General features: G+C 63.6%; 21 protein-coding genes. 13 read left to right on the top strand and 8 right to left on the bottom strand.

Annotated elements, in window-relative coordinates; all coding sequences use genetic code 11:
- The 4 genes from ugpC (at position 1) to OZ411_RS32075 (ending at position 4,313) form a co-directional block, all read left to right on the top strand.
- A complete protein-coding gene (gene ugpC / locus OZ411_RS32090; RefSeq protein WP_130578204.1) occupies positions 1 to 1,101 on the top strand; it encodes a sn-glycerol-3-phosphate ABC transporter ATP-binding protein UgpC in 1,101 nt (366 codons plus the stop codon).
- A 132-nt stretch (positions 1,102 to 1,233) separates the two neighbouring features.
- On the top strand, positions 1,234 to 2,223 hold the full coding sequence (locus tag OZ411_RS32085) for a hydroxyacid dehydrogenase (protein WP_282531162.1): 990 nt from the start codon (positions 1,234 to 1,236) through the stop codon (positions 2,221 to 2,223).
- A gap of 146 nt (positions 2,224 to 2,369) precedes the next feature.
- Positions 2,370 to 3,794 carry an amidase gene (locus OZ411_RS32080; RefSeq protein WP_282531161.1) on the top strand — a complete coding sequence of 475 codons (1,425 nt, stop codon included), beginning with the start codon at positions 2,370 to 2,372 and terminating at the stop codon, positions 3,792 to 3,794.
- Between the two features lie 102 nt (positions 3,795 to 3,896).
- On the top strand, positions 3,897 to 4,313 hold the full coding sequence (locus tag OZ411_RS32075) for a hypothetical protein (protein ID WP_282531160.1): 417 nt from the start codon (positions 3,897 to 3,899) through the stop codon (positions 4,311 to 4,313).
- 142 nt (positions 4,314 to 4,455) lie between these two features.
- Here OZ411_RS32075 and OZ411_RS32070 read toward each other — a convergent pair whose 3' ends face one another.
- Positions 4,456 to 4,974 carry a DUF1993 domain-containing protein gene (locus OZ411_RS32070; protein WP_282531159.1) on the bottom strand — a complete coding sequence of 173 codons (519 nt, stop codon included), beginning with the start codon at positions 4,972 to 4,974 and terminating at the stop codon, positions 4,456 to 4,458.
- Positions 4,975 to 5,065: 91 nt separating this feature from the next.
- Between OZ411_RS32070 and OZ411_RS32065 the strand changes: the two genes are divergently transcribed.
- Complete coding sequence (locus OZ411_RS32065) at positions 5,066 to 5,848, top strand: transporter substrate-binding domain-containing protein (RefSeq protein WP_282531158.1); 783 nt, start codon at positions 5,066 to 5,068, stop codon at positions 5,846 to 5,848.
- A gap of 192 nt (positions 5,849 to 6,040) precedes the next feature.
- Positions 6,041 to 6,823 carry a DUF2147 domain-containing protein gene (locus OZ411_RS32060; protein WP_282531157.1) on the top strand — a complete coding sequence of 261 codons (783 nt, stop codon included), beginning with the start codon at positions 6,041 to 6,043 and terminating at the stop codon, positions 6,821 to 6,823.
- Between the two features lie 127 nt (positions 6,824 to 6,950).
- On the opposite strand, the gene OZ411_RS32055 is transcribed toward OZ411_RS32060, so the two are convergent.
- Both OZ411_RS32055 and OZ411_RS32050 read right to left on the bottom strand, forming a co-directional pair.
- The gene (locus OZ411_RS32055) at positions 6,951 to 7,355 is read right to left on the bottom strand and encodes a cupin domain-containing protein (RefSeq protein ID WP_282531156.1); all 405 of its coding nucleotides are present in this window, start codon (positions 7,353 to 7,355) and stop codon (positions 6,951 to 6,953) included.
- A gap of 23 nt (positions 7,356 to 7,378) precedes the next feature.
- The gene (locus OZ411_RS32050) at positions 7,379 to 8,077 is read right to left on the bottom strand and encodes a ribonuclease activity regulator RraA (protein ID WP_282531155.1); all 699 of its coding nucleotides are present in this window, start codon (positions 8,075 to 8,077) and stop codon (positions 7,379 to 7,381) included.
- A gap of 18 nt (positions 8,078 to 8,095) precedes the next feature.
- Between OZ411_RS32050 and OZ411_RS32045 the strand changes: the two genes are divergently transcribed.
- Genes OZ411_RS32045 through OZ411_RS32030 form a run of 4 tightly spaced genes read left to right on the top strand, consistent with a single transcriptional unit; the run spans position 8,096 to position 10,868 of the window.
- The gene (locus OZ411_RS32045) at positions 8,096 to 8,284 is read left to right on the top strand and encodes a hypothetical protein (protein WP_282531154.1); all 189 of its coding nucleotides are present in this window, start codon (positions 8,096 to 8,098) and stop codon (positions 8,282 to 8,284) included.
- 4 nt (positions 8,285 to 8,288) lie between these two features.
- Positions 8,289 to 9,020 carry a 5-oxoprolinase subunit PxpB gene (gene pxpB / locus OZ411_RS32040; RefSeq protein ID WP_282531182.1) on the top strand — a complete coding sequence of 244 codons (732 nt, stop codon included), beginning with the start codon at positions 8,289 to 8,291 and terminating at the stop codon, positions 9,018 to 9,020.
- The gene (locus tag OZ411_RS32035) at positions 9,017 to 10,060 is read left to right on the top strand and encodes a biotin-dependent carboxyltransferase family protein (protein ID WP_282531153.1); all 1,044 of its coding nucleotides are present in this window, start codon (positions 9,017 to 9,019) and stop codon (positions 10,058 to 10,060) included. Before pxpB ends, OZ411_RS32035 begins: the two co-directional genes overlap by 4 nt.
- A gap of 34 nt (positions 10,061 to 10,094) precedes the next feature.
- Positions 10,095 to 10,868 carry a 5-oxoprolinase subunit PxpA gene (locus tag OZ411_RS32030; protein WP_282531152.1) on the top strand — a complete coding sequence of 258 codons (774 nt, stop codon included), beginning with the start codon at positions 10,095 to 10,097 and terminating at the stop codon, positions 10,866 to 10,868.
- Between the two features lie 146 nt (positions 10,869 to 11,014).
- On the opposite strand, the gene OZ411_RS32025 is transcribed toward OZ411_RS32030, so the two are convergent.
- The 5 genes from OZ411_RS32025 to OZ411_RS32005 form a co-directional block, all read right to left on the bottom strand.
- The gene (locus tag OZ411_RS32025; protein WP_165435523.1) at positions 11,015 to 11,167 is read right to left on the bottom strand and encodes a hypothetical protein; all 153 of its coding nucleotides are present in this window, start codon (positions 11,165 to 11,167) and stop codon (positions 11,015 to 11,017) included.
- Positions 11,168 to 11,342: 175 nt separating this feature from the next.
- A complete protein-coding gene (locus OZ411_RS32020) occupies positions 11,343 to 12,944 on the bottom strand; it encodes a sulfite reductase subunit alpha (protein WP_282531151.1) in 1,602 nt (533 codons plus the stop codon).
- A complete protein-coding gene (locus OZ411_RS32015) occupies positions 12,941 to 14,716 on the bottom strand; it encodes a NirA family protein (RefSeq protein WP_282531150.1) in 1,776 nt (591 codons plus the stop codon). Before OZ411_RS32015 ends, OZ411_RS32020 begins: the two co-directional genes overlap by 4 nt.
- A 351-nt stretch (positions 14,717 to 15,067) precedes the next feature.
- A complete protein-coding gene (locus OZ411_RS32010) occupies positions 15,068 to 16,234 on the bottom strand; it encodes a CmpA/NrtA family ABC transporter substrate-binding protein (RefSeq protein ID WP_282531149.1) in 1,167 nt (388 codons plus the stop codon).
- Positions 16,231 to 16,821, bottom strand: a complete 591-nt coding sequence (locus OZ411_RS32005) for an ANTAR domain-containing protein (protein ID WP_130583806.1) — start codon at positions 16,819 to 16,821, stop codon at positions 16,231 to 16,233. Before OZ411_RS32005 ends, OZ411_RS32010 begins: the two co-directional genes overlap by 4 nt.
- A 113-nt stretch (positions 16,822 to 16,934) precedes the next feature.
- Here OZ411_RS32005 and rimO point away from each other — a divergent pair, with 113 nt between their 5' ends.
- The 3 genes from rimO to OZ411_RS31990 all read left to right on the top strand — a co-directional run bounded on the left by rimO (position 16,935) and on the right by OZ411_RS31990 (position 20,599).
- Complete coding sequence (gene rimO, locus OZ411_RS32000; RefSeq protein WP_130583807.1) at positions 16,935 to 18,260, top strand: 30S ribosomal protein S12 methylthiotransferase RimO; 1,326 nt, start codon at positions 16,935 to 16,937, stop codon at positions 18,258 to 18,260.
- Between the two features lie 272 nt (positions 18,261 to 18,532).
- On the top strand, positions 18,533 to 19,174 hold the full coding sequence (locus OZ411_RS31995) for a hypothetical protein (protein WP_282531148.1): 642 nt from the start codon (positions 18,533 to 18,535) through the stop codon (positions 19,172 to 19,174).
- 228 nt (positions 19,175 to 19,402) lie between these two features.
- Entirely contained in the window at positions 19,403 to 20,599 is a 1,197-nt protein-coding gene (locus OZ411_RS31990) for an acetylornithine transaminase (protein WP_282531147.1), read from the top strand.
- The last annotated feature ends 239 nt before the right edge of the window (positions 20,600 to 20,838 follow it).

The following is a 20,838-nucleotide window of genomic DNA, read 5'->3' as shown; positions in this document are numbered from 1 at the left end:
ATGGCCGAAGTTTCGCTGCGGAAAGTCGTGAAGCGTTATGACGAAGTCGAAGCGGTGCGCGGCATCGATCTCGACATCGCCGACCATGAGTTCGTGGTGCTGGTCGGTCCATCCGGCTGCGGCAAGTCGACCACGCTGCGGATGATCGCAGGGCTGGAAGACATCTCGGACGGCGACATCACGATCGGCGGCGACATCGTCAACGACGTGCCGCCGAAGGACCGCGACATCGCGATGGTGTTCCAGAACTACGCGCTCTACCCGCATATGACGGTGGCCGAGAACATGTCCTTCGGGCTGCGGCTGAAGCACTATCCCAAGGCCGAGATCAAGAGCCGGGTGACGGAAGCGGCGCGCATGCTCGACATCACCGACCTGATCGACCGCAAGCCGAAGCAGCTCTCCGGCGGCCAGCGCCAGCGCGTCGCCATGGGCCGCGCCATCGTGCGTAATCCCAAGGTGTTCCTGTTCGACGAACCCTTGTCCAACCTCGATGCCAAATTGCGCGTGCAGATGCGGATCGAGATCAAGAAGGTGCACCAGAAGGTCCGCACCACCACCGTCTATGTGACCCACGACCAGGTGGAGGCGATGACGCTCGCCGACCGCGTGGTAGTGATGAATCATGGCCGCATCGAGCAGATCGGTGCGCCGAACGAGCTCTACCACAAGCCGGCGACCCGTTTCGTCGCCAGCTTCATCGGCTCGCCCGCGATGAACTTCGTGCCCTGCCGACTCGAGGATGTCGGCGGGCGGCTGCATGTGCGCCTGACCGACCGCCTCGCCTTCCCGTTACCGCCCGCACGTGCGGCCCGCTACCAGGCCGTGCCCCGCACCGACAAGCTCCTGCTCGGAATCAGGCCGGAACACATCGCCGAGGCCCGGCCGCATCTGCACCCGGGAGTCGAGCCGTTCGACGCCGTGCTCGACGTCACTGAGCCAATGGGCATGGAGACCCTGGTCTATTTCACCCTCGAGGGCGCCCAGATCTGCGGCCGGGTCAATCCGAATGCCGGCGCGCAGGATGGTGCCCCGCTCCGCTTGGCTGTGGACCTCAACAACATGCATTTGCTAAACGAGGTGACCGGCGTCGTCCTCTAGAGCATGGCCCGGAAAAGTGGAAACCGGTTTTCCGAAAAGGCCATGCTCAAATAAAGAGATAGGATCATGGTCCGATTCCATGGAATCGGACCATGATTTGACGACGCAAGACGTAACAGCCAAGGGCAGGAAATGACCACCAACAAGAAGAAGATTTTTGTCACACAAACTTTCTCACCGGGGGCGCGGGCTCTCCTCAACGAACGGGACGACATCGAACTCGTCGAATTTCCCAACCTGATCTCCGCCAGGGATTTCGAGGTCTTGCTGAAGCAGCATGCCCCGGTCCATGGTGTCGCGCTTGGCGCCACCCGTTTCGGCGAGCCGGAGCTCGAAGCGTCCGGAGATATGAAGGTGGTGACGCGGATCGGCGTCGGTTACGACGCGGTCGACGTCCCGGCGCTCTCGCGCCGCAAGGTGCCGCTGATGGTGGCGGGCACGGCGAACTCGCCGTCAGTGGCCGAACACGCCCTGTTCATGATGCTGACGCTGGCCAAGCGCGCGCAGGAAATGCATGCTGTCGTCAAGGATGGCGCCTGGGCGAACCGGCTCGGCGTGCTGCCCTTCGATCTCTACGGCAAGACGGTGTTGATCGTCGGATTCGGCCGCATCGGCACCCGCACGGCCAAACGGTGCCTCGCGATGGAAATGCAGGTGCTGGTTTACGATCCCTACAAGCCGGTGAGCGAAATCGCGGCCGCGGGCTGCGAGGCGGTGCCGGATCTCGACGCGGCGCTGCCACGCGCTGATTTCGTCACCATCCATTGCCCGAAGACGCCGGAAACGATCGGCATGTTCAACGCGGCGCGCTTCAAGCTGATGAAGCCGACCGCCTATCTCATCAACACCGCCCGCGGCGGCATCGTCGATGAGAAGGCGCTGCACGACGCGCTGGTATCGGACAGGCTTGCCGGCGCCGGCCTTGACGTGTTCGAGCAGGAGCCGCCACCGGTCGGCCAGGCCCTCCACAGCCTGCCGAACGTGATCATGGCGCCACACGTTGCCGGCGTCACGGTCGAAGCCGTCGACCGGATGAGCGAGCAGACCGCACGCAACATCCTGAGCGTCCTTGACGGCGCGCCGGTGCGGCAGAACGTGATCAACCAGGACGTGCTCAACTAATCCGTTAAAACCGTCTATCTTCGGACGGGCCGACAACGATCGGCCCGTCATCAGCGCATGGCCTGTGGATACCGCTGCTTCCGAAAGGTCATGCTCCAGCAAGAGGGATAGAGACGAATGCGCGTCGTTCGCTCTAGGTGTGGAATATGGCTTTCAAGGAATTCGGCAATTACGACGCGGTGGGCCTCGCCGAGCTGGTCCGCAACAAGCAGGTCAGCCCGCGCGAACTGCTAGACGAAGCGATCGCCCGCACGGCCAAGGTTGATCCGGAGATCAATGCTGTCGTCGTCAAGCACTACAATTATGCCGAGCAGCAGATCGAGAAAGGATTGCCGGACGGACCCTTCACGGGGGTGCCGTTCCTTCTGAAGGACCTCGACCTCCTGCAGGGAACGCGCACGACCTCCGGCGCCAACGTTAACAGGGATTTCGTCGCGGACCACAGCAGCACCCTCTCCCACCGCTTCCTCGACACCGGCGTGACCATCTTCGGCAAGACCGCGAGCCCCGAATTCGGGCTGATGCCGACCACGGAGACGCGCCTGTTCGGGCCGACCCGCAATCCCTGGAATCTCGCGCATTCCTCCGGCGGCTCCTCAGGCGGCGCCGCCGCCGTTGTCGCCGCACGCATCCTGCCCGTGGCGCACGCCAGCGATGGCGGCGGCTCGATCCGCATCCCGGCTTCTGCCTGCGGCGTGTTCGGCATGAAGCCGAGCCGGGCCCGCAATCCGGTCGGTCCCGATCGTGGCGAGGGCTGGGGCGGCTTTTCGACCTCGCATGTCGTCAGCATCAGCGTGCGCGACAGCGCCGTGATGATGGACGCGATCCACGGTCCGGAGCCATGGAGCCTCTATGTCGCGCCGCCCCCGGCGCGTCCGTTCTCGCAGGAAGTCAGCCGCGATCCCGGCCAGCTTCGCATCTCCTTCACGGACAAATCGCCCTATGGGGAGGCGATCGACCCGGAGGTCGCCGCAGCCGTCCGCGACACCGCAAAACTGCTCGCCGACCTCGGCCATCATGTCGAGGAGCGCGCCCCCACCCTTCCCGCCGATCCATCCACGGTGATGACGACGATTGTCAGCGGCAACACTGCGGTCAGCGTGCGAGCAATCGAGCAGCGCATCGGCCGCACGGTGACGGGAGACGATCTGGAAGTCCTGTCGCTGGCAAGCGCCCACAACGGACAAAATATCACGTCGGCGGACTACATCGCCGCGCAGCTCGCGGCGTTCCAAATCTCGCGCAGCCTCGCGATCTTCTTCGAGGGCTGCGACGTGTTCCTCAGTCCGACGCTGTGCACGCCGCCGATCCGGCTCGGCGAGATCAACACCATGTCGGACGACCTGGCACAGATCGGTCCGCTCCTGCGGCGCTACATGCCGGGTACCTCGATGTTCAACATGTCCGGCCAGCCTGCGATGTCGGTGCCGCTGGCCTGGAGCAAGGACGGCCTGCCGCTCGGCATGATGTTCGCCGCCAAGCTTGGCGACGAAGCAAGGCTGTTCCGCCTCGCTGGCCAGCTCGAGCAGGTGCGGCCCTGGAAGGACAAGCGTCCGCCGGTATGTGCGTAAGGGAAAAGCTGCTGCAGGGCCAAAACTCAGCCTCATTCCGGGGTTGTGTAGACGGGAAGTGTCGGCAACCATCTTTGCCGACCAACCCCAGGGAAAGAGATTTTGAGCCAGAGCGATCCTACCGATAATGCGCTTGCCGCCATCGCCAGCATTTTGGACGAGCAGCACGCGCCCCCGCCGATCGAGAAGCCGCAGGCCGAGCCGGCGGCGGTCGAAGAGGAGCCCGCGAGCCCGCCACCGCTGGAAGCCCATGGCTATTCCAAAGTCGGCCCTGGCCCGATGGCCGCCCTCCGCTTCAAATGGACGGTGCGCGAGCAGGATGGCCAGTATTATGTCGACGAGACCATCGGCGAGAATTCGAAGCCCCTGGTGAGCGGCCCGATGGATCGCGAGGCCGCGATCAGGTTCGTGGATGACCGCGAGGTCGACGCACATCATCGCTTTGAGGTTTTGAAGCAGGAAATGGCCAGCCGCGCCGCCGTCGCCAGCCTGGTCCGCGAGGAAGGCGGCGAGATATAGAGCGTTTTCGAGCGAAGTGGATACCGGTTCGCGTAGCGATCAAGTTTACGCAGATTGCGTAGACTTATCTGCGCAGAAAACGCGTCGAAACAAGAATTTAGAGCTTCGGTTCTGATTCAATCAGAACCGAAGCTCCCCCCAGCTACGCCGGTCTTGGCGGCCCCAGGAAATCCTTCTTGACGAGATCGACGCCGGCGTGACGCAGGATGTCGTAGGCGGTCGTGACGTGAAAGAAGAACTGCGGCACGCTGAAGCCAAGCAGCAGCGACCGCCCGGTGAAGGTGCGCTGCGCGCCGCTCTTGAAGGTGAACACCACCTCCTTGTCGCCGGCCTCGTCGATCGCAGCACGCGGCAGGCTTTGGACGAAATCGATCGTGGCTGCGATCCTGAGCTTGAGCTCATCAAGATCAGGCTCGATGTCGCCGAACCTGAGCGGCTCGTGCCCGGCCAGCAGCGCGCAACAGGCGATCGCATGGCGATTGGCTTCCGCCACCTGCTGCCTGATGCTGTACATGTTTGGATAGAGCCGCATGCCGAGCAGCACGGCAGGATCGATGTTTCGCGTCGTTGCGTAGGTGGACGCGTGATCGAGCAGCCCGGAAAGATTGCGAAGATATGGCACGAATACGCCGACCGATGCTTCGTAAACTGAGATTGTCACGATTTGACTTCCTTTGACTGGCTCGACGCGCACATTCCATCTAAAGCCGTCGCAACAGACTATCATCGAGGCAATCGATGGAGGAACTTTGATGTTGCGCGCATTCGTCGGCCTTGTGGCCGCCATGCTGATGATGGCTTCCGCCCACGCCCAGCCGGCAGCGTCGCCTTCCCGGCTCGACGACATCGTCCGGCGCGGCACGCTGCGGGTTGGCATGACCGGGGACTATGCGCCGTTCAGCTTTGTCGACAGGACGACGCCCGGCTTCAGGGGATTCGATGTCGACATGGCGGAAGCGCTCGGCAGGGCGCTCGGCGTCAAGGTCGAATATGTCAAAACGGGTTGGCCGCAGATGACGAACGATTTGGAAGCCGACCGCTTCGACATTGCGATGAGCGGCATCTCGATCACGCTGGAGCGCCAGAAGAAAGGCTTCTTCTCAATCCCGATCGTGCGCGAAGGCAAGACGCCGATCACCCGCTGCGCGGATGTCAACAAATACCAGACGCTTGCCGAAATCGACCGTGCCGGCACGCGCGTCATCGTCAATCCCGGCGGCACCAACGAGCGCTTTGCGCGGGCGCATGTGAAGAACGCCGAGATCAAGGTCTTCGACGACAATACCAGGATCTTCGACGAGATCGCCAAGGGCGATACCGACCTGATGATGACGGATGCGTCCGAGACGCGCTACCAGCAGAAACTGCATCCCGGCGTGCTCTGCGCGGTGCATCCCGATCAACCGTTCGACTTTGCGGAAAAGGCCTACTGGCTGCAGCGCGACGTCCCGCTGAAGTTCTTCGTGGATCAATGGCTGGACATCGCAATGAAGGACGGCACGTTCAAGCGCATCTATGCCGCCTGGTTCGAATGATCCATGCAGCAGCATCAGCCGCGTTCGACTGGAAAATTGACCACTTTATGAGCGCTAACTAGACTGGTGACCAGCCGTTTGAACCAAAGCCGCTAGCACACGACTTACGTTTTGAAAGTGATCTAGGTCACGTTGCGTCAGGTTGCTGATGTGTAGCTTCGCTGACCGGGGATTCCCGTTCTGGAGGTCATCATGAAGAAGCTTCTGGCTATCGCTGCGCTTTTGCTCGCAAGCACCGCAGCGCAGGCCCAGTACACCTTCGAATATGGTGGCCACACCATCCGCATCGACCCCGATCGCGGCACCGTCCAGATCCCCGGCGTCTACGACAATACCGGCCGCAAATCCAAGCGCGCCAAGAGCGAGGAAGGCACTCGCAAGCAGAAATCGCAGGAAGCGAAAACCGATTCGCAATCCGCGCCAGCTCCGGCGGCTCCCGCTCAGTCCGGGCAAGCCGCAGCACCGGCCGCCCCGCCGCCCGTTCCTGCTGCGCCGCCTCCGGCTGCGGCCTCCACCGAACCCTCGACCGCGACAGCAGCCGTTGCGCCGAACGCACCGGCACCGCAGACCCAGCAGACCGCGGTGCCCGCTCCGCCTCCGGCCCCGGCTCCGACGGTCGCCACAGCCACTCCAGCGCCGGTCGCGAAGCCCGTGACACCAGCGGCGGCAGCGCAAGCCAATTCGCCGATCGGCGTGTGGCTGACGGAGGAGAAGGAAGGCAAGGTCCGCATCGAGCAGTGCGGCGCCAACCTCTGCGGCTATGCCGTCGACGAGCAGTCGAACCAGAACGGCGAGCAGGTCCTGCTCAACATGAAGCCCAGCAAGGACAAATGGAGCGGCCGCATCCTCGATCCGAACAGCGGCAGTACCTATGACTCGACAATCGCGCTCAAGGGCTCCGACACCCTGCGTGTGCAGGGCTGCGCCTTCGGCGGCATGTTCTGCGGCGGCCAGACCTGGACTCGGGTGAACTGATCGTTCGCGGCGAACCGTAGCCCGGGTGAAGCGCAGCGTAACCCGGGGACCTCGCACGCGGCTCGACCGGACCCGGGTTTCGCTGGCGCTCCACCCGGGCTACGAAGCTCCCGCGTCCTTGGGAAAACTAGCCGACCTTCGCGTTGTACTGCTCGTCGGTGACATGCTCCATCCAGTTCGAATAGACGCCGTCGAGCGCTTCCTGCATCGCGATGTGTGTCATGGCGTTGGTTGGCGAAGCGCCATGCCAATGCTTCTCGTTCGGCGGAATCCAGACCACGTCGCCCGGCTTGATCTCCCTGATCGGGCCGCCCTCGGCCTGGACCCGGCCGATGCCGGAGATCACATAGAGCGTCTGCCCGAGCGGATGGGTGTGCCAGGCCGTGCGCGCACCCGGCTCGAAGGAGACACGCGAACAGTTTAGCCGCGCCGGCGCGGGCGCCATGATGACGGGATCCTGCAGCACCGTGCCGGTGAAATATTCGGCCGGCCCGCGACGGGTCGGCCGCGTGCCAGCGATATGGATTTCCATGCGCTTACCTCGCTCTTTTGATGTTACTTCTTGCTTGCGGCGTAGCGCGCCTTGGTTTCGGCATTCATCGGATAGAGGCCCGGCAGTGGCACGCCATTGTTCACCTCATTGACGATCCAGGCTTCCATCCGTTCCTGCTCCGGCCCTTCGGCCAGCACCTGGTCGATGAAGGCCTGCGGGATCAGCACCGCGCCGTCCTGGTCGGCGACCACCACATCGTTCGGGAACACGGCCACGCCGCCGCAGCCGATCGGCTCGCCCCAGCCGACGAAAGTCAGGCCCGCGACCGACGGCGGCGCGGCAAAACCGTTGCACCACACCGGCAGTCCCGTGCCGAGCACGCCTTCGAGGTCGCGCACCACGCCGTCGGTGATCAGCGCGGTCACGCCACGCTTCACCATTCGCGCACAGAGAATGTCGCCGAAGATTCCGGCGTCACTGACGCCCATGGAATCGACCACGGCGATGCAGCCTTCCGGCATGGCCTCGATCGCAGTGCGGGTCGAGATCGGCGACGACCAGGATTCCGGCGTCGCCAAGTCCTCGCGCGCCGGCACGAAGCGCAGCGTGAAGGCCGATCCGACCAGCCGTTTCTGGCCCGGCTTGAGCGGCTTGGTCCCGCGCATCCAGACGTTACGCAGCCCCTTCTTGAGCAGGACCGTGGTGATGGTGGCGGTGGACACGTGCGACAGCGTCGCGATCGCTTCTGCAGTGAGGGACATCTTGAAAGATCGGCTCCGGTGGGAATGAATTGGCGCGCGCATCTTGCGAGCCGCGGCACTCGCGTCAAGGGCGAGAATGCAAATCACCGATTACGCTATCTTATCGCCAGCCTGCGGTTTAATTTATTGAAGTTGCTTGGTGATTTTTCACAGGCCGAATTCCACTGCGCAGCAAAACACGCTAGCTTGATGCTCGATGAGCAATGATGCCATGGCCGCCCGCGAAGCCCCACCCCGTCTTCTGCCGAGTGGCGACAGCGCCATCACGGTGGAATTCAGCCGCGATATCGATGACGCCGCCAATCGGCGGGTGCTGGCGCTCGACCGCACCCTTGCCGTGGCGCCGATCGCCGGCGTGACCGAGACCGTTCCGACCTATCGTTCGCTGCTTGTGCACTATGATCCCCTGCAGATCGGCTTCGAAGCGCTCGGGGAACAACTGCTCACGCTGGCGCAGCGCCCCGATCCGGCTGCCGCAAGAACCCGGCGCTGGCGCATCCCCGTGGCCTATGGCGGCGAACATGGCATCGACCTTGATGACGTCGCCAAGGCCCTCAACACCACGCCCGACGAAATCGTCAGGCGCCATGTCGCCGGCGACTACCGCGTCGCCATGATCGGCTTCACCCCCGGCTGGTCCTATCTCAGCGGCCTGGACAAGTTCCTGCACCTGCCGCGTCGCCAGAATCCACGCGTGCTGACGCCGGCCGGCACGATCTCGATCGGCGGCGTGCAGACCGGAATCCAGTGCATCGCCGGCCCCAGCGGCTGGCATCTGCTCGGCCGCACCGCCGTCCGCACCTATCAGCTTCACCGCGATCCGATCTTCCTGCTCGAGCCGGGCGACACCGTCAGCTTCACGCCGGTCGACGCCAGGACCTTCGCCGAGCAGGACCGTGCCGCGGAAGCCGGCGAATTTGTCGCCGAATTGGTCGCCGCATGAGCAAGCTCATCATCTCCTCGATCGGTCCGGCGAGTTCCGTGCAGGACGGCGGCCGTCCCGGCTCGCAGCGCTATGGGCTGACGCCGAGCGGTGCGATGGATCGGCTCGCTCTGGCGGCCGCGAACACGCTGGTCGGCAATGAGCCGTTCGCCGCTGCCGTGGAGATCGGTCCGTTCGGCGCTAGCTTCACCGCGCGCTGCGGCGCGGTGCGCATTGCGCTCTCGGGCGCCTCGCGCAGCGCTGATATCGCTGGACGAACCGTGACCTTCGATACCTCGGCGACCATTGCCGACGGCGAGACATTGACGCTCGGCTTTGCCAGGGGCGGCGCGTTCAGCTACCTCGCGATCGAGGGCGGCATTGCGGGGGAACCGATGTTCGGCAGCCTCGCCGTGAACGCGCGCGCAGGCCTCGGCAGCCCCTACCCGCGCCCGCTCCAGAACGGCGACGAACTGCAGGTGCAACGCGCCAGCGGCGCGGCCGAGCGGCGGATCGAGTTGCCCGAACAGCCGGAGGCGCCGATCCGCATCCTGTTCGGTCCGCAGGACGACGAATTCTCCGAGGACAACAAAAAACTGTTCCTCGACAGCGAATGGACGATTTCCGCGACCAGCGACCGCATGGGCTACCGGCTCGAGGGCCCGGTGATCAAGCATCTGCACGGCCACAACATCGTCTCCGATGGCACCGTGAACGGCAGCATCCAGGTGCCCGGCAACGGCCAGCCGATCGTGCTGATGCCGGACCGTGGCACCAGCGGCGGCTATCCCAAGATCGCGACCGTCATCTCTGCTGATTTCGGCCGCTTCGCCCAGATTTCGGCCGGACACTCGTTCCGGTTCAAGGCGGTCACGATGGCTGAGGCGCAAGCCGAGGCGCGAAAATTCGCCGAACTGCTCCGTACCCTGCCCGACCGGCTGCGCCCGCTCGAAAGCCTTGATCTCAACCTCGAAGCCCTGAGCGCGGCCAATGTCGCAGGCCACGCCGTCAACGCCGTCGACGCCGCGACATGGCAGGTCGCGGAATCAGCGACTAGCTAGCCAAAAGCCACCCACGCAAAGCGGGACAAGCACCATGACTGCTACCATCGACCTCAACTGCGATCTCGGCGAAAGCTTCGGCCCATGGGAGATGGGCAATGACGCCGCGATGATCGAGCTTGCGACCTCCGTCAACATCGCCTGCGGCTACCATGCCGGCGATGCCGACATCATGCGCCGCACCGTGGACCTGGCAAAGGCGCGCGGGGTGAGCATCGGCGCGCATCCCGGCTACCGCGACCTGCATGGCTTCGGTCGCCGCCCGGTTCCCGGCCTGAAATCATCCGAGATCGAGAACCTCGTCGCCTACCAGATCGGCGCGCTGCAGGCGATCGCGACCGCGGCCGGCCACAAGGTCACGCACGTGAAGGCGCACGGCGCGCTCTCCAACGTCGCCTGCGAGGACGACATGACGGCGAAAGCGATCGCGAGCGCAATCAAGGCAGTCGATCCAAGCCTGATCTTCGTCGTGCTCGCCAACTCGAAACTGGTCCGCGCCGGCGAGGAAGCCAACCTCCGCCTGGCGCATGAAGTGTTCGCCGACCGCGCCTATGAGGACGACGGCAACCTGGTCTCGCGCAAGAAACCCGGCGCCGTGCTGCACGATCCAAAAGCGATCGCCGATCGCGTGGTGCGGATGGTGCAGGACGGCGCGGTGGTTTCGGTGTCAGGCAAGGTGATCAAGATGCGCACCGATACGGTCTGCATCCACGGCGACACGCCCGGCGCGGTCGAAATCGCGCGCGGCGTGCGGCAGGCGTTGAAGGATGCGGGGATCGCGGTCGCGCCGTTCAAGACGGCGCATTGATAGTCCGCTGAAGGGCCAGCCCGCCCTCCCCCGTCATTGCGAGCGCAAGCGAAGCAATCCATCTCACCACTTGCGGAGGCATGGATTGCTTCGTCGCTATCGCTCCTCGCAATGACGGCCGGAGACGATCGAGCCAAGCAATGTTCTTAGAACGGATGGACGGACAGCGTGCCGAACACGATCGCCGCGATGACGGCGAACGCGCTGTAGAGCGCAACCGTGTGAAACCCCGTCCCCGATTTCCGCGACAGGCTGCGCGCGTAAAGATGCAGGCGGGCTTCCGCCGATAGTTCGCGCATCGTCGATCTCCAGTGCGACATCCGCCGCATATGGAATATCGTTCGCGCTCCGACGCAAGACGGCCCCCAAAATAGTGATACCGGCGCTGCCGGCCGGTTCCTTCGAGGGGAATACTTCTCCGGCCAGCTTCACGTGAAGAATATTATTCGTTCGAATTTGCGCCGGATTTCGTGATCAATAGACGTCGAGCTGGAACCTGCTCTTCTTCTTGAGGTCGGCGACGAAGGCGATCGCTTCATCCACCGAGCGGGCGCCGAACTGGGCGACGATATCGACCAGCGCGCGCTCGACATCCTTGGCCATGCGCTTGGCGTCGCCGCAGACATAGACATGCCCGCCTTCCGCGAGCCAGGTCCACAGCTCGCGGCCGACCTCGCGCATGCGGTCCTGCACATAAAACTTCTTCTCGCCGTCGCGCGACCAGGCGAGCGACAGCCGCGTGAGCAGGCCCGCCGTCTTCATCGCATTGAGTTCATCGGCATAGAAGAAATCGCAGTCGCTGCGCTGATGGCCGAAGAACAGCCAGTTCTTCCCCTGCGCGCCGGTGGCGCGGCGGTCGAGCAGGAAGGCCCGGAACGGCGCGATGCCGGTGCCTGGACCGATCATGATGATCGGCGTCTTCGGATCCTGCGGCAGCGCAAATCCGTGCGCCTTCTGCACATAGACATCAAGCGCGTCGCCGGGATTGATGCGTTCGGCTAGGAACGTCGAGGCGAGCCCAAGCCGCTTGCGCTTGTTGATGATGTAACGCACGCAGTCGACCGTCAGCGACAATTTTCCGGGCGTCGCGTTGTGCGATGAGGAGATCGAATAGAGCCGCGGCTGCAGCGGCTCCAGCGCCTCGACGAAAGCTTCCGGATGCGGCCGTACCTTCGGGAATTTCTGCAGCACCGCCATCACGTCGAGCGTGGTGGCATCGCCGTCGGGATCCTCGCCTTGCGCCAGCGCCCGCGCCTTCTCGCGCTGCGCGCCGCCGGTTAGATAGGTGATCAGTTCAAACAGGGAGTCCGGCGCCGGCGACAGCGAGACGTCGTTGAGCAGTACCTCGCGCAGCGTCTTGCCACGGACTTCAGTCACATGCGAGGCGCCGAGCAGCGCGATAATCTGGTCGACCAGGCCGAGATCGTTCTTGGCGAAAATGCCGAAGGAATCGCCTACGACATAGTCGATCCCGCAGCCGGAGAGATCGAACTCGATATGCCATGTCTCCTTCTCGGAGCCGGGCTTGTTGAGGAGACGGCGCGAGACAAACTTTGCCGGCACCGGATTGTCGCGCGAGCGTCCGGGCTCGCCGGCAGGCGTCGCGTTCGCAGTCACGGCTGCTGGTGCAGACGGTGCTGATGGCGCCTTGTCGAGCTCTTCATACAGCGACTTCAGCATCCGCGCGGTGTCCTTGCCGCCGGGGACGCAGAGGTTGAGCCGCGCTTCGCTCTTGCCCGCGATGGCCTCGGAATAGTCGTGGCAGTTATAGCCGCACTGCCCGCAGTCCTGCTGCGCCATCGCCGCCATCATGCGCCGCCGCAGCGGCCGGCCCTCGGCGAGCTTCATGCGCTCGGCGATCGGCATGGTCTGGTCATGCCACGGCGCTTCGCCGTCATCGCCATCGCCGGTCGCCCCCTGCACAACAGCCGCGCCATACTCCGCTGGCAATGGCGTCGCAGCGTCGGGCGACAGCAGCCCGGCAAAGAAGCCGTTGAGCCAGGAGCGCTGCGCTTCGGAGAACGGCGCGCTGGTGGGGATGATGTCGAGTTTCGGTGGAGGCGTGATCTGGTTCATGCGGATGCCTCGGCGAGCTTGCGCAGCGTCTCGCCATCATGGCGGCGCGCGAAGGAAAGGAAGGGTTCGTCAGCAGATGAACGATGCGCGAGGTAGGCTCTTAGAAGCTTCTCGACTGTCTTCGGCGCGTCCTCCGCCTTGAGGTCGTGATAGACCTCCTGCCCGACATCGGCATCGGGGCCGAAGCCGCCGCCGGTGAAGAGATGATAGCCCTCGACCGGATCCTCCTCGCCGACATCCACTTTCGCCGCGATCAGGCCGATGTCGCTGATATAGTGCTGCGCGCAGGAATGATGGCAGCCGGTGACATGAATGTTGACCGGCTTGTCCATGGCAACGCGCGGCTCGCACCAGTCGCCGATCTCGGCGGCGTGGCGCTTGGTATTCGAGGCGGCAAAGCGGCAGCCGGCATTGCCGGTACAAGCAATCAGCCCGGCGCGGATGTGCGAGGCCTCGACCGCGAGCCCGATCGTCTTGATCGCGGCGATCGCGAGTTCAATATTCTCGTCGCGCACGCCTGATATCAGCAGGTTTTGCCAGACGGTCAGGCGGATCTCGCCGTCGCCGATATCGCGCGCGATCTTGGCCAATCCACGCATCTGCTCGCAGGTGACCTTGCCGAGCGGCAGCGACACGCCGATCCAGTTCAGCCCCTCCTGCTTCTGCTTGTGCACACCGATATGCGCCATGCGGTCCGTCAAAGGCCGCGGCGCCAGCGCCTCAGTCGGCACGCGGGTGAAGGGTTGCTTCAGCCGCTCCTCGACCAGCTTCAGGAACTGGTCGTGACCGATCCCGTCCAGAACATATTTCAGCCGCGCCTTGTTGCGGTTGGTGCGGTCGCCGAGATCGATGAAGACGCGGACGATGGCGTCCGCCACCTTGGTCGCCTCCTCCGGCTTGACAATGATGTCGGAGTATTTTGCAAAATCCTTGTGCCCGGTGATGCCGCCGAGGCCGAGCCGAAACCAGACGCCGGGCTCCGCTCCAAACCCGTCCTTCACCTCCACCGCCGTGAAGGCGATATCGTTGGTCTCCTCCAGCACTGCGATCCGGCCGCCGCCATCGAAGGCGACATTGAACTTGCGCGGCAGGCCGTAGAGTGAGCGGTCGTTGAGGATGTGGTGGTGCCACTCGCGGGCGTAAGCGCGCGTATCCAGGATTTCCTGCGGATCGATCCCTGCGGTCGGTGTGCCCGTGACGTTGCGGATATTGTCCGCGCCAGAGCCGCGCGAGCACAGGCCGAGGTCCTGGATGCCCTCGATCAGTTTCACCGCGTTCTGCGGCGGGATTTCGCGCACCTGCAAGTTCGCGCGCGTGGTGACGTGGGAGTACGGGCCGCAGAGTTCTTCGGCGAGATCGGCCAGCCCCGCAAACTGCCAGTGCTTCAGGATGCCGTTTGGAATGCGCAGGCGGCACATGTAGGAATCCTGCGCCGGTGCGACGTAGAACAGGCCGAAATAGCGCCAGCGGAAATTATCGGCAGGCGACGGCGGCGCGTCGTCGAGCGCCTGTTGCTTCAGGCGCGGATAGGCATCGAAGGGATGCTCGTCGCGTTTGAATTTCTCCTGGTCGACGAGCTTCTTGCCTGACGCGATGACCTTGTCCTGCGCCTTGATATGCGCGGCATCCGGGCCGGTCGGCTCGGCATTGGCTTTGGCGGCGCCGCCGCCAAGCCCGCGGCCGACCCGGCTGATCTGCAGGCCGGTGGCAAAGCCTTCGAGGTAGCGTTTCTGCTCGTCGGAGAAGTCGACTGAGAGCGGCTCGATTTTCATGGTCTGCGACGAAGCTCCTGCGGCCACGGCGAGTGGCGTCAACGGTGGAAAGCGACCGCTCGGGAGTCGGCGTGGCCTAAGACTGCCTTGCTCGATTCGTGGGAACGGTCCGATCAGCTTCGTTGCTGCGGAAATCCATCTTGGACGTGAGCCAGCAGGCATCTGCGACAGGCTGGCCGCACTGCAGCATTCAAGTTGCGTGCCAGACGCCGCCGAAGACAATATCACGCTATTTCAGTGTATTAGCCGAACCGCCCGGGAGCCCGGAGGCTAGCCGCGTTGCGAATTTTCGAGCAGCGCGCTCAAAATTTAGCCGACCTGTGGCAACTGCCCACGATCGCAGCACGAATCTTACGGCTTCCAGTAACCGATCTTGAACGCGGCCAGATGCCCCCGAATATCGTTGGGATCGAAGGCCGGCCCGGCGAAAGCGCCGATCGGCAGCGGCACATCGGCGGGCGCCGGCCGACGTCCCACAGCCGCGTCGTAGAGATCTGGCCGGAACACGTCCATGGCCGTCTTGAGGGCGTCCGGCTTCATGGCCGCCTGCCCCCATCGCACCATCTGCGCATAGAGCCACGCGGCCTGCACCGGGTCGGGTCGCGCCGCGCCGCGCCGGCCGACCAACAGGTAGCGACCGCTTTCGCGCTTGGCGCCGTCGGGGGAGATCTTGAGCCGCCCGTCGAGCGTGCGCTGGATCACCTCGGCGTCGACGCCGATCCGCTCCGGCTGCGCCAGAATCGCAGCCGCCTCGGCGCGGTTTTCCGGCTGCTCGATGAATTCAGCGGCGCGCAGATGCGCCCGCACCAGCGCTGCGACGACGTCAGGATTCTTCTCCGCCCAGTTCTGCCTGATCGCCAGCACCTTCTCGACCGCGGCGACCAGGATGTCGGAAACGAAATGCAGGATGTGGCCGATGCCGAGATCGACCGCGATCGAGTTCCAGGGCGCGCCGACGCAGAACGCATCGACATGGCCGTTGGCGAGGCTGTCGACCATGTAAGGCGGCGGCAGCACCACCAGCCGCACGTCCTCGTCCGGATCAACCCCGCCCGCCGCCATCCAGAACCGCAGTTGATAATTGTGGGTCGAGAACGGAAACGTCATGCCGAAGATCAGTGGCTCCGCCCCGCTCTTGCGCCGCTTGGCGACCACGCGCGACAGCGCCAGCGCCGTTGCCATCGGGTCGAAACGGTCGCCGTCGAGTTCCTCCATGATCGCAGCATGCAGCGGCGGCGAGACCGTGATCGCGTTGCCGTTGAGGCCGAGATTGAAGGGCGCCACGATCGGCACCTTGACGTGGCCAAGGCCGAGGCTGGAGGCAATCGCGACCGGCGCCAGCAGATGGGCAGCATCGAACAGGCCGATATTGAGCTTGTCGCGGACGTTCGACCACGACACCTCCCGCACCAGGGTGATGTCGAGCCCTTCGGCGGCGGCAAAACCCTTGTCGGCGGCGACGATCAGCGCGGCGGCGTCGACCAGCGGAATGAAACCGATGCGAAGCGGTGTGGTCATTTGAGCAACTCCGACGCGGTCAGGATCGACTGCGCGATCTCGCCGATCTTCTTCTTTTCGCGCATCGCCGTGGAACGCAGCAGCACATAGGCCTCGTCTTCGGTGAGGCCCTTCAATTTCATCAGGATGCCCTTGGCACGGTCGATCACCTTGCGCTCTTCCAGCGCGTGCTTGGTGCGGTCCAGTTCGTCCTGCAGCCGCGCGAACACGTTGAAGCGGGACACGCAGAGGTCGAGAATCGGCTTGATACGCTGCTTGTTGAACCCGTCGACGATGTAGGCCGACACGCCGGCCTCGACAGAGGCCTGGATCGAGGCGGCATCGCTCTGGTCGACGAACATGGCGATCGGCCGCCGCACGGCCCGGCTGACCTGGAACATCTGTTCCAGCACGTCGCGGCTGGGATTTTCCAGGTCGATCACAATGATATCGGGGTCAACGGCATAGATTCGCGCCAGCAGGCTGTGCATCTCGCTGATATGCACGACGCTGGTATAACCCGCCTCCCGCAGGCCCTCCTCCAGGATCGCGGCGCGGATCGGGCTTTCGTCGACGATGACAATTTTCGGAGACGACTCGGCAGCCATCGTTCACTCGTGTTCCCTAAAAACTATCCATAGCACGATGGAAGCCAGCTCAAAGCCTTGTAATTATGGACAATTGGGACTAGCTCCTGCCCATCAATCAGGCAGATTTAGATATGCAACAGGCGGCCGCGCCAAAAATCTCGTTTGTTTCGCTTGGATGTCCAAAGGCGCTTGTGGATTCCGAGCGCATCATCACGCGGCTGCGGGCCGAGGGCTATGAGCTCGCGCGCAAGCATGACGGCGCCGATATCGTGATCGTCAACACCTGCGGCTTCCTCGACAGCGCCAAGCAGGAATCACTTTCGGCGATCGGCGAGGCCATGGCCGAGAACGGCAAGGTGATCGTGACCGGCTGTATGGGTGCGGAACCCGAGCAGATCGAGAGCGCTTATCCGGGCGTGCTCTCGATCACGGGTCCGCAGCAATATGAGAGCGTGCTGGACGCCGTGCACCGCGCGCTGCCGCCGATGCACAACCCGCATCTCGACCTGGTGCCGCCGCAGGGCGTCAAGCTGACCCCGCGCCATTATGCCTACCTGAAGATCTCCGAGGGCTGCAACAACCGCTGCACCTTCTGCATCATCCCCAAGCTGCGCGGCGACCTGGTATCGCGGCCTGCCAACGACGTGCTGCGCGAGGCCGAGCGGCTGGTAAAGGCAGGCGTCAAGGAACTGCTGGTCATCTCGCAGGACACCTCGGCCTATGGCATCGACCTGAAATATGCCGAGAGCCCGTGGCAGGATCGCTCCGTCCGCGCCAAATTCTTCGACCTGGCAAAAGAGCTCGGCGAACTCGGCGCCTGGGTGCGGCTGCAATATGTCTACCCGTACCCGCATGTCGACGAGGTCTTCGCCCTGATGACCGAGGGCAAGGTGCTGCCCTATCTCGACATCCCCTTCCAGCACGCCAGCCCGGATGTCCTGAAAGCCATGAAGCGTCCCGCCGCGCAGGACAAGACGCTGGCGCGCATCAAGCAATGGCGCGAGCAGTGCCCGGAGCTTACGCTGCGCTCGACCTTCATCGTCGGATTCCCGGGCGAGACCGATTCCGATTTCGCCTATCTGCTCGACTGGCTCGACGAAGCCGAGATCGACCGCGTCGGCTGCTTCAAATACGAGCCGGTTGCAGGCGCCACCTCCAACGCGCTCCCCGGCGCCGTGCCGGATGAGATCAAGCAGGAGCGTTACAACGCGCTGATGGCCCGCCAGCAGAAGATCTCCGCGCGCCGGCTGAAGCGTAAGGTCGGCACAAGGCAACAGATCATCATCGACGAGGTCGGCCCGACCGTCGCGCGAGGCCGGTCGAAGGCTGATGCGCCGGAGATCGATGGTGCGGTCTATCTCTCGAGCCGACGCCCGCTGAAGGTCGGCGAGATCGTCACTGCAAAGATCGAACGCTCTGACGAATATGACCTGCACGGCAGCGTCGCCGGATTCTGAGCGGTCTCTGCGTCGATAGTTGCAGCCAGTTCGGACGATTTGATCCAGCTCAATGCTCGTTCAACGTCCGCCAAACGATATTCAAATTTCGGAGAATCCTGCCGCCACTCCGGTGGCAAGGAATGGCGTTGCCTGATAATTCGCATCCCGCGAAGCCGCTTTTGCGTGCCAATCTTAGATTAGTATCTATAACTATAACAACTTCAAGATGTCACGCTCCATTCACGGACTCGGCCTATGGCTCGCGCACCTTCAAATCCAAGGGGTGAATGATGAGCCGCTTCTCGAAGACACTGCGCACACAACGTTTTGACGATTACCGCTACTACCACCAGAGCCGCATCAATCAGACGCTGCACCTGATCAGCGCCGTCATATTCCTGGTCTGCTATGGGCTGCTATTCACCCATCCGGCCATGGCCGGTCTGGTCGGCTGGCTCGCGATGTTGACGAGGCAGACCGGGCACTTCTTCTTTGAGCCCAACGGCTATGACGACGTGAACAAGGTTTCCAACGAGTACAAGGAAGCGATCAAGGTCGGCTACAACCAAAGCCGCAAGATCGTGCTTCTGGTCGTCTGGGGGCTAGCACCGGTCGCGCTGTTCGTCTTTCCGACGCTGTTCGGCCTGTTCTCACCGCCGGCCACCAGGCTCGACTTCATCCGTCACGTCGGTGCCGTCTGGCTCGCGATCGGCATCGCCGGCGGGCTCGCCCGCATGATCCAGCTCTTCATCATCAAGGACGTGCCGACAGGACTGATCTGGGTCTGGAAGGTCCTGACCGATCCGTTCCACAACATCGCGCTGTACTACAAATCGCCGCTCGCCCTGCTCCGTGGCGAACTGATCGACACGTCCATCGCCGACGCCGATTGGGGCGAGGAGGACACCGAAGAGGCGCCGCGCGCGACTTGACATTCCCTGCCCTTGCGCTGTATGGCCCATCGCCATGAAGCTGAACCGGACCATCCGCCGCGCTACTTTCCGTCGTCGCACCCGCGACGATGATGGGTTGCGCCATGTCCGACGCCAGCGCTGACTAGCTAGTTCAGCCTAAGGTTTTCGAGAAGGCCGCACCCTCAAAAGTGCGGCCTTCTTGCGTTGCCGCCTGCCTTTCATCCCAAGCAATTCAAGGAGCCTGACATGCCTGACACCTTCCATCCGTTCGACGCGCTGATGGACATCACCGCGCGCCCGAAGACCGTGTTTGTCCGCGGCGAAGGCTCCTATCTCTGGGACGATACTGGCCGCCGTTATCTCGATTTCGTGCAGGGTTGGGCGGTCAACTGCCTCGGCCATTCGCCGCCTGCTGTCGCCGAAGCGATCGCCGCGCAGGCCAAGTGTCTGTTGACCCCGAGCCCGGCCTTCTACAACGAACCCAGCCTCAAGCTTGCCAATGCGCTCGTCGAGAACAGCTGCTTCGACCAGGTGTTCTTCGCCAATTCCGGCGCGGAAGCCAATGAAGGCGCGATCAAGCTCGCGCGAAAATATGGGACAAAATACAAGAACGGCGCGTTCGAGATCATCACCTTCGAGGGTGGCTTTCACGGCCGCACGCTCGCGACCATGTCGGCCTCCGGCAAGAAGGCGTTCGAACCGCTGTTCGAACCGAAGGTGCCGGGCTTTCGCAAAGCCCAGCTCAACGACATCGCGTCGGTTGAGGAGCTGATTTCATCGAATACGGTTGCCGTGATGCTGGAGCCGATCCAGGGCGAGGCCGGCGTCTGGCCCGCGACCGATCAATTCCTGAAGGAGCTGCGCACGCTGACCAGCGAGCACGGCATGCTGCTGATCGTCGACGAGATCCAGACCGGCATGGGCCGCACCGGAAAACTCTTCCACTACGAGCATGCCGGGATTGCGCCCGATATCATGACGCTCGGCAAGGGCATCGGCGGCGGCGTACCGCTCGCCGCCTTGCTCGCGACCGAGCATGCGGCCTGCTTCGACCATGGCGACCAGGGCGGCACCTTCAACGGCAATCCGTTGATGTGCGCCGCGGGGCTTGCCGTCCTCGAACAGGTCGGCAAGCCGGAATTCCTGAAGTCCGTCGCTGACGCCGGCCTGTTCCTGGAAAGCGAGCTGCAGCGGCTCTCGGCCCGGCACGGGCTCGGCGAAGTGCGCGGCCGCGGACTGTTGCTGGCGCTCGACCTGAAACTGCCGATCGGCGCCGCGATCGTGGCGCAGGCGTTCTCGAAAGGCCTGCTGATCAACTCGCCACAACCCGACGCGCTGCGCTTCATGCCGGCGCTCAACGCGTCGCGGGCCGAGATCGCCGAGATGATCGAGGGCCTGGACGCAATCCTGACGCAAGTGGGAGCCGCACGCCGGGTGGCGTAGTCCTCTCCGTCATTGCGAGCGCGGCGAAGCAATCCCGCACGTGGCGCTATGGATTGCTTCGCTGCGCTCGCAATGGCGATGTGGAGGCAATGGGTGCGACAAATCAACCCGACGGGCAAATCAGCCAAAAGTCTGTCCAGCCCTTCGCGCAGAAATAAATCGCTTAACCCGTCGGGCAAATCAGTGATTTAACTCCGCGCGTCTCACCCAAGATGAGGGGCGGATCGCGATCGTCACGA

The organism is Bradyrhizobium sp. Arg237L (assembly GCF_029990105.1).
Lineage (GTDB): Bacteria > Pseudomonadota > Alphaproteobacteria > Rhizobiales > Xanthobacteraceae > Bradyrhizobium.
This window is presented reverse-complemented; position numbering and strand designations above follow the sequence as displayed.

Coding starts and splice junctions, on each gene's coding strand:
- OZ411_RS32025 (WP_165435523.1), bottom strand. CDS start 11,167: ATGCGCGAACTATCGGCGGAAGCCCGCCTGCATCTTTACGCGCGCAGC.
- OZ411_RS32050 (WP_282531155.1), bottom strand. CDS start 8,077: ATGTCCCTCACTGCAGAAGCGATCGCGACGCTGTCGCACGTGTCCACC.
- ugpC (WP_130578204.1), top strand. CDS start 1: ATGGCCGAAGTTTCGCTGCGGAAAGTCGTGAAGCGTTATGACGAAGTC.
- OZ411_RS32055 (WP_282531156.1), bottom strand. CDS start 7,355: ATGGAAATCCATATCGCTGGCACGCGGCCGACCCGTCGCGGGCCGGCC.
- OZ411_RS32015 (WP_282531150.1), bottom strand. CDS start 14,716: ATGAAAATCGAGCCGCTCTCAGTCGACTTCTCCGACGAGCAGAAACGC.
- OZ411_RS31995 (WP_282531148.1), top strand. CDS start 18,533: ATGAGCCGCTTCTCGAAGACACTGCGCACACAACGTTTTGACGATTAC.
- OZ411_RS32060 (WP_282531157.1), top strand. CDS start 6,041: ATGAAGAAGCTTCTGGCTATCGCTGCGCTTTTGCTCGCAAGCACCGCA.
- OZ411_RS32065 (WP_282531158.1), top strand. CDS start 5,066: ATGTTGCGCGCATTCGTCGGCCTTGTGGCCGCCATGCTGATGATGGCT.
- OZ411_RS32010 (WP_282531149.1), bottom strand. CDS start 16,234: ATGACCACACCGCTTCGCATCGGTTTCATTCCGCTGGTCGACGCCGCC.
- rimO (WP_130583807.1), top strand. CDS start 16,935: ATGCAACAGGCGGCCGCGCCAAAAATCTCGTTTGTTTCGCTTGGATGT.
- OZ411_RS32035 (WP_282531153.1), top strand. CDS start 9,017: ATGAGCAAGCTCATCATCTCCTCGATCGGTCCGGCGAGTTCCGTGCAG.
- pxpB (WP_282531182.1), top strand. CDS start 8,289: ATGGCCGCCCGCGAAGCCCCACCCCGTCTTCTGCCGAGTGGCGACAGC.
- OZ411_RS32020 (WP_282531151.1), bottom strand. CDS start 12,944: ATGAACCAGATCACGCCTCCACCGAAACTCGACATCATCCCCACCAGC.
- OZ411_RS32005 (WP_130583806.1), bottom strand. CDS start 16,821: ATGGCTGCCGAGTCGTCTCCGAAAATTGTCATCGTCGACGAAAGCCCG.
- OZ411_RS31990 (WP_282531147.1), top strand. CDS start 19,403: ATGCCTGACACCTTCCATCCGTTCGACGCGCTGATGGACATCACCGCG.
- OZ411_RS32080 (WP_282531161.1), top strand. CDS start 2,370: ATGGCTTTCAAGGAATTCGGCAATTACGACGCGGTGGGCCTCGCCGAG.
- OZ411_RS32085 (WP_282531162.1), top strand. CDS start 1,234: ATGACCACCAACAAGAAGAAGATTTTTGTCACACAAACTTTCTCACCG.
- OZ411_RS32030 (WP_282531152.1), top strand. CDS start 10,095: ATGACTGCTACCATCGACCTCAACTGCGATCTCGGCGAAAGCTTCGGC.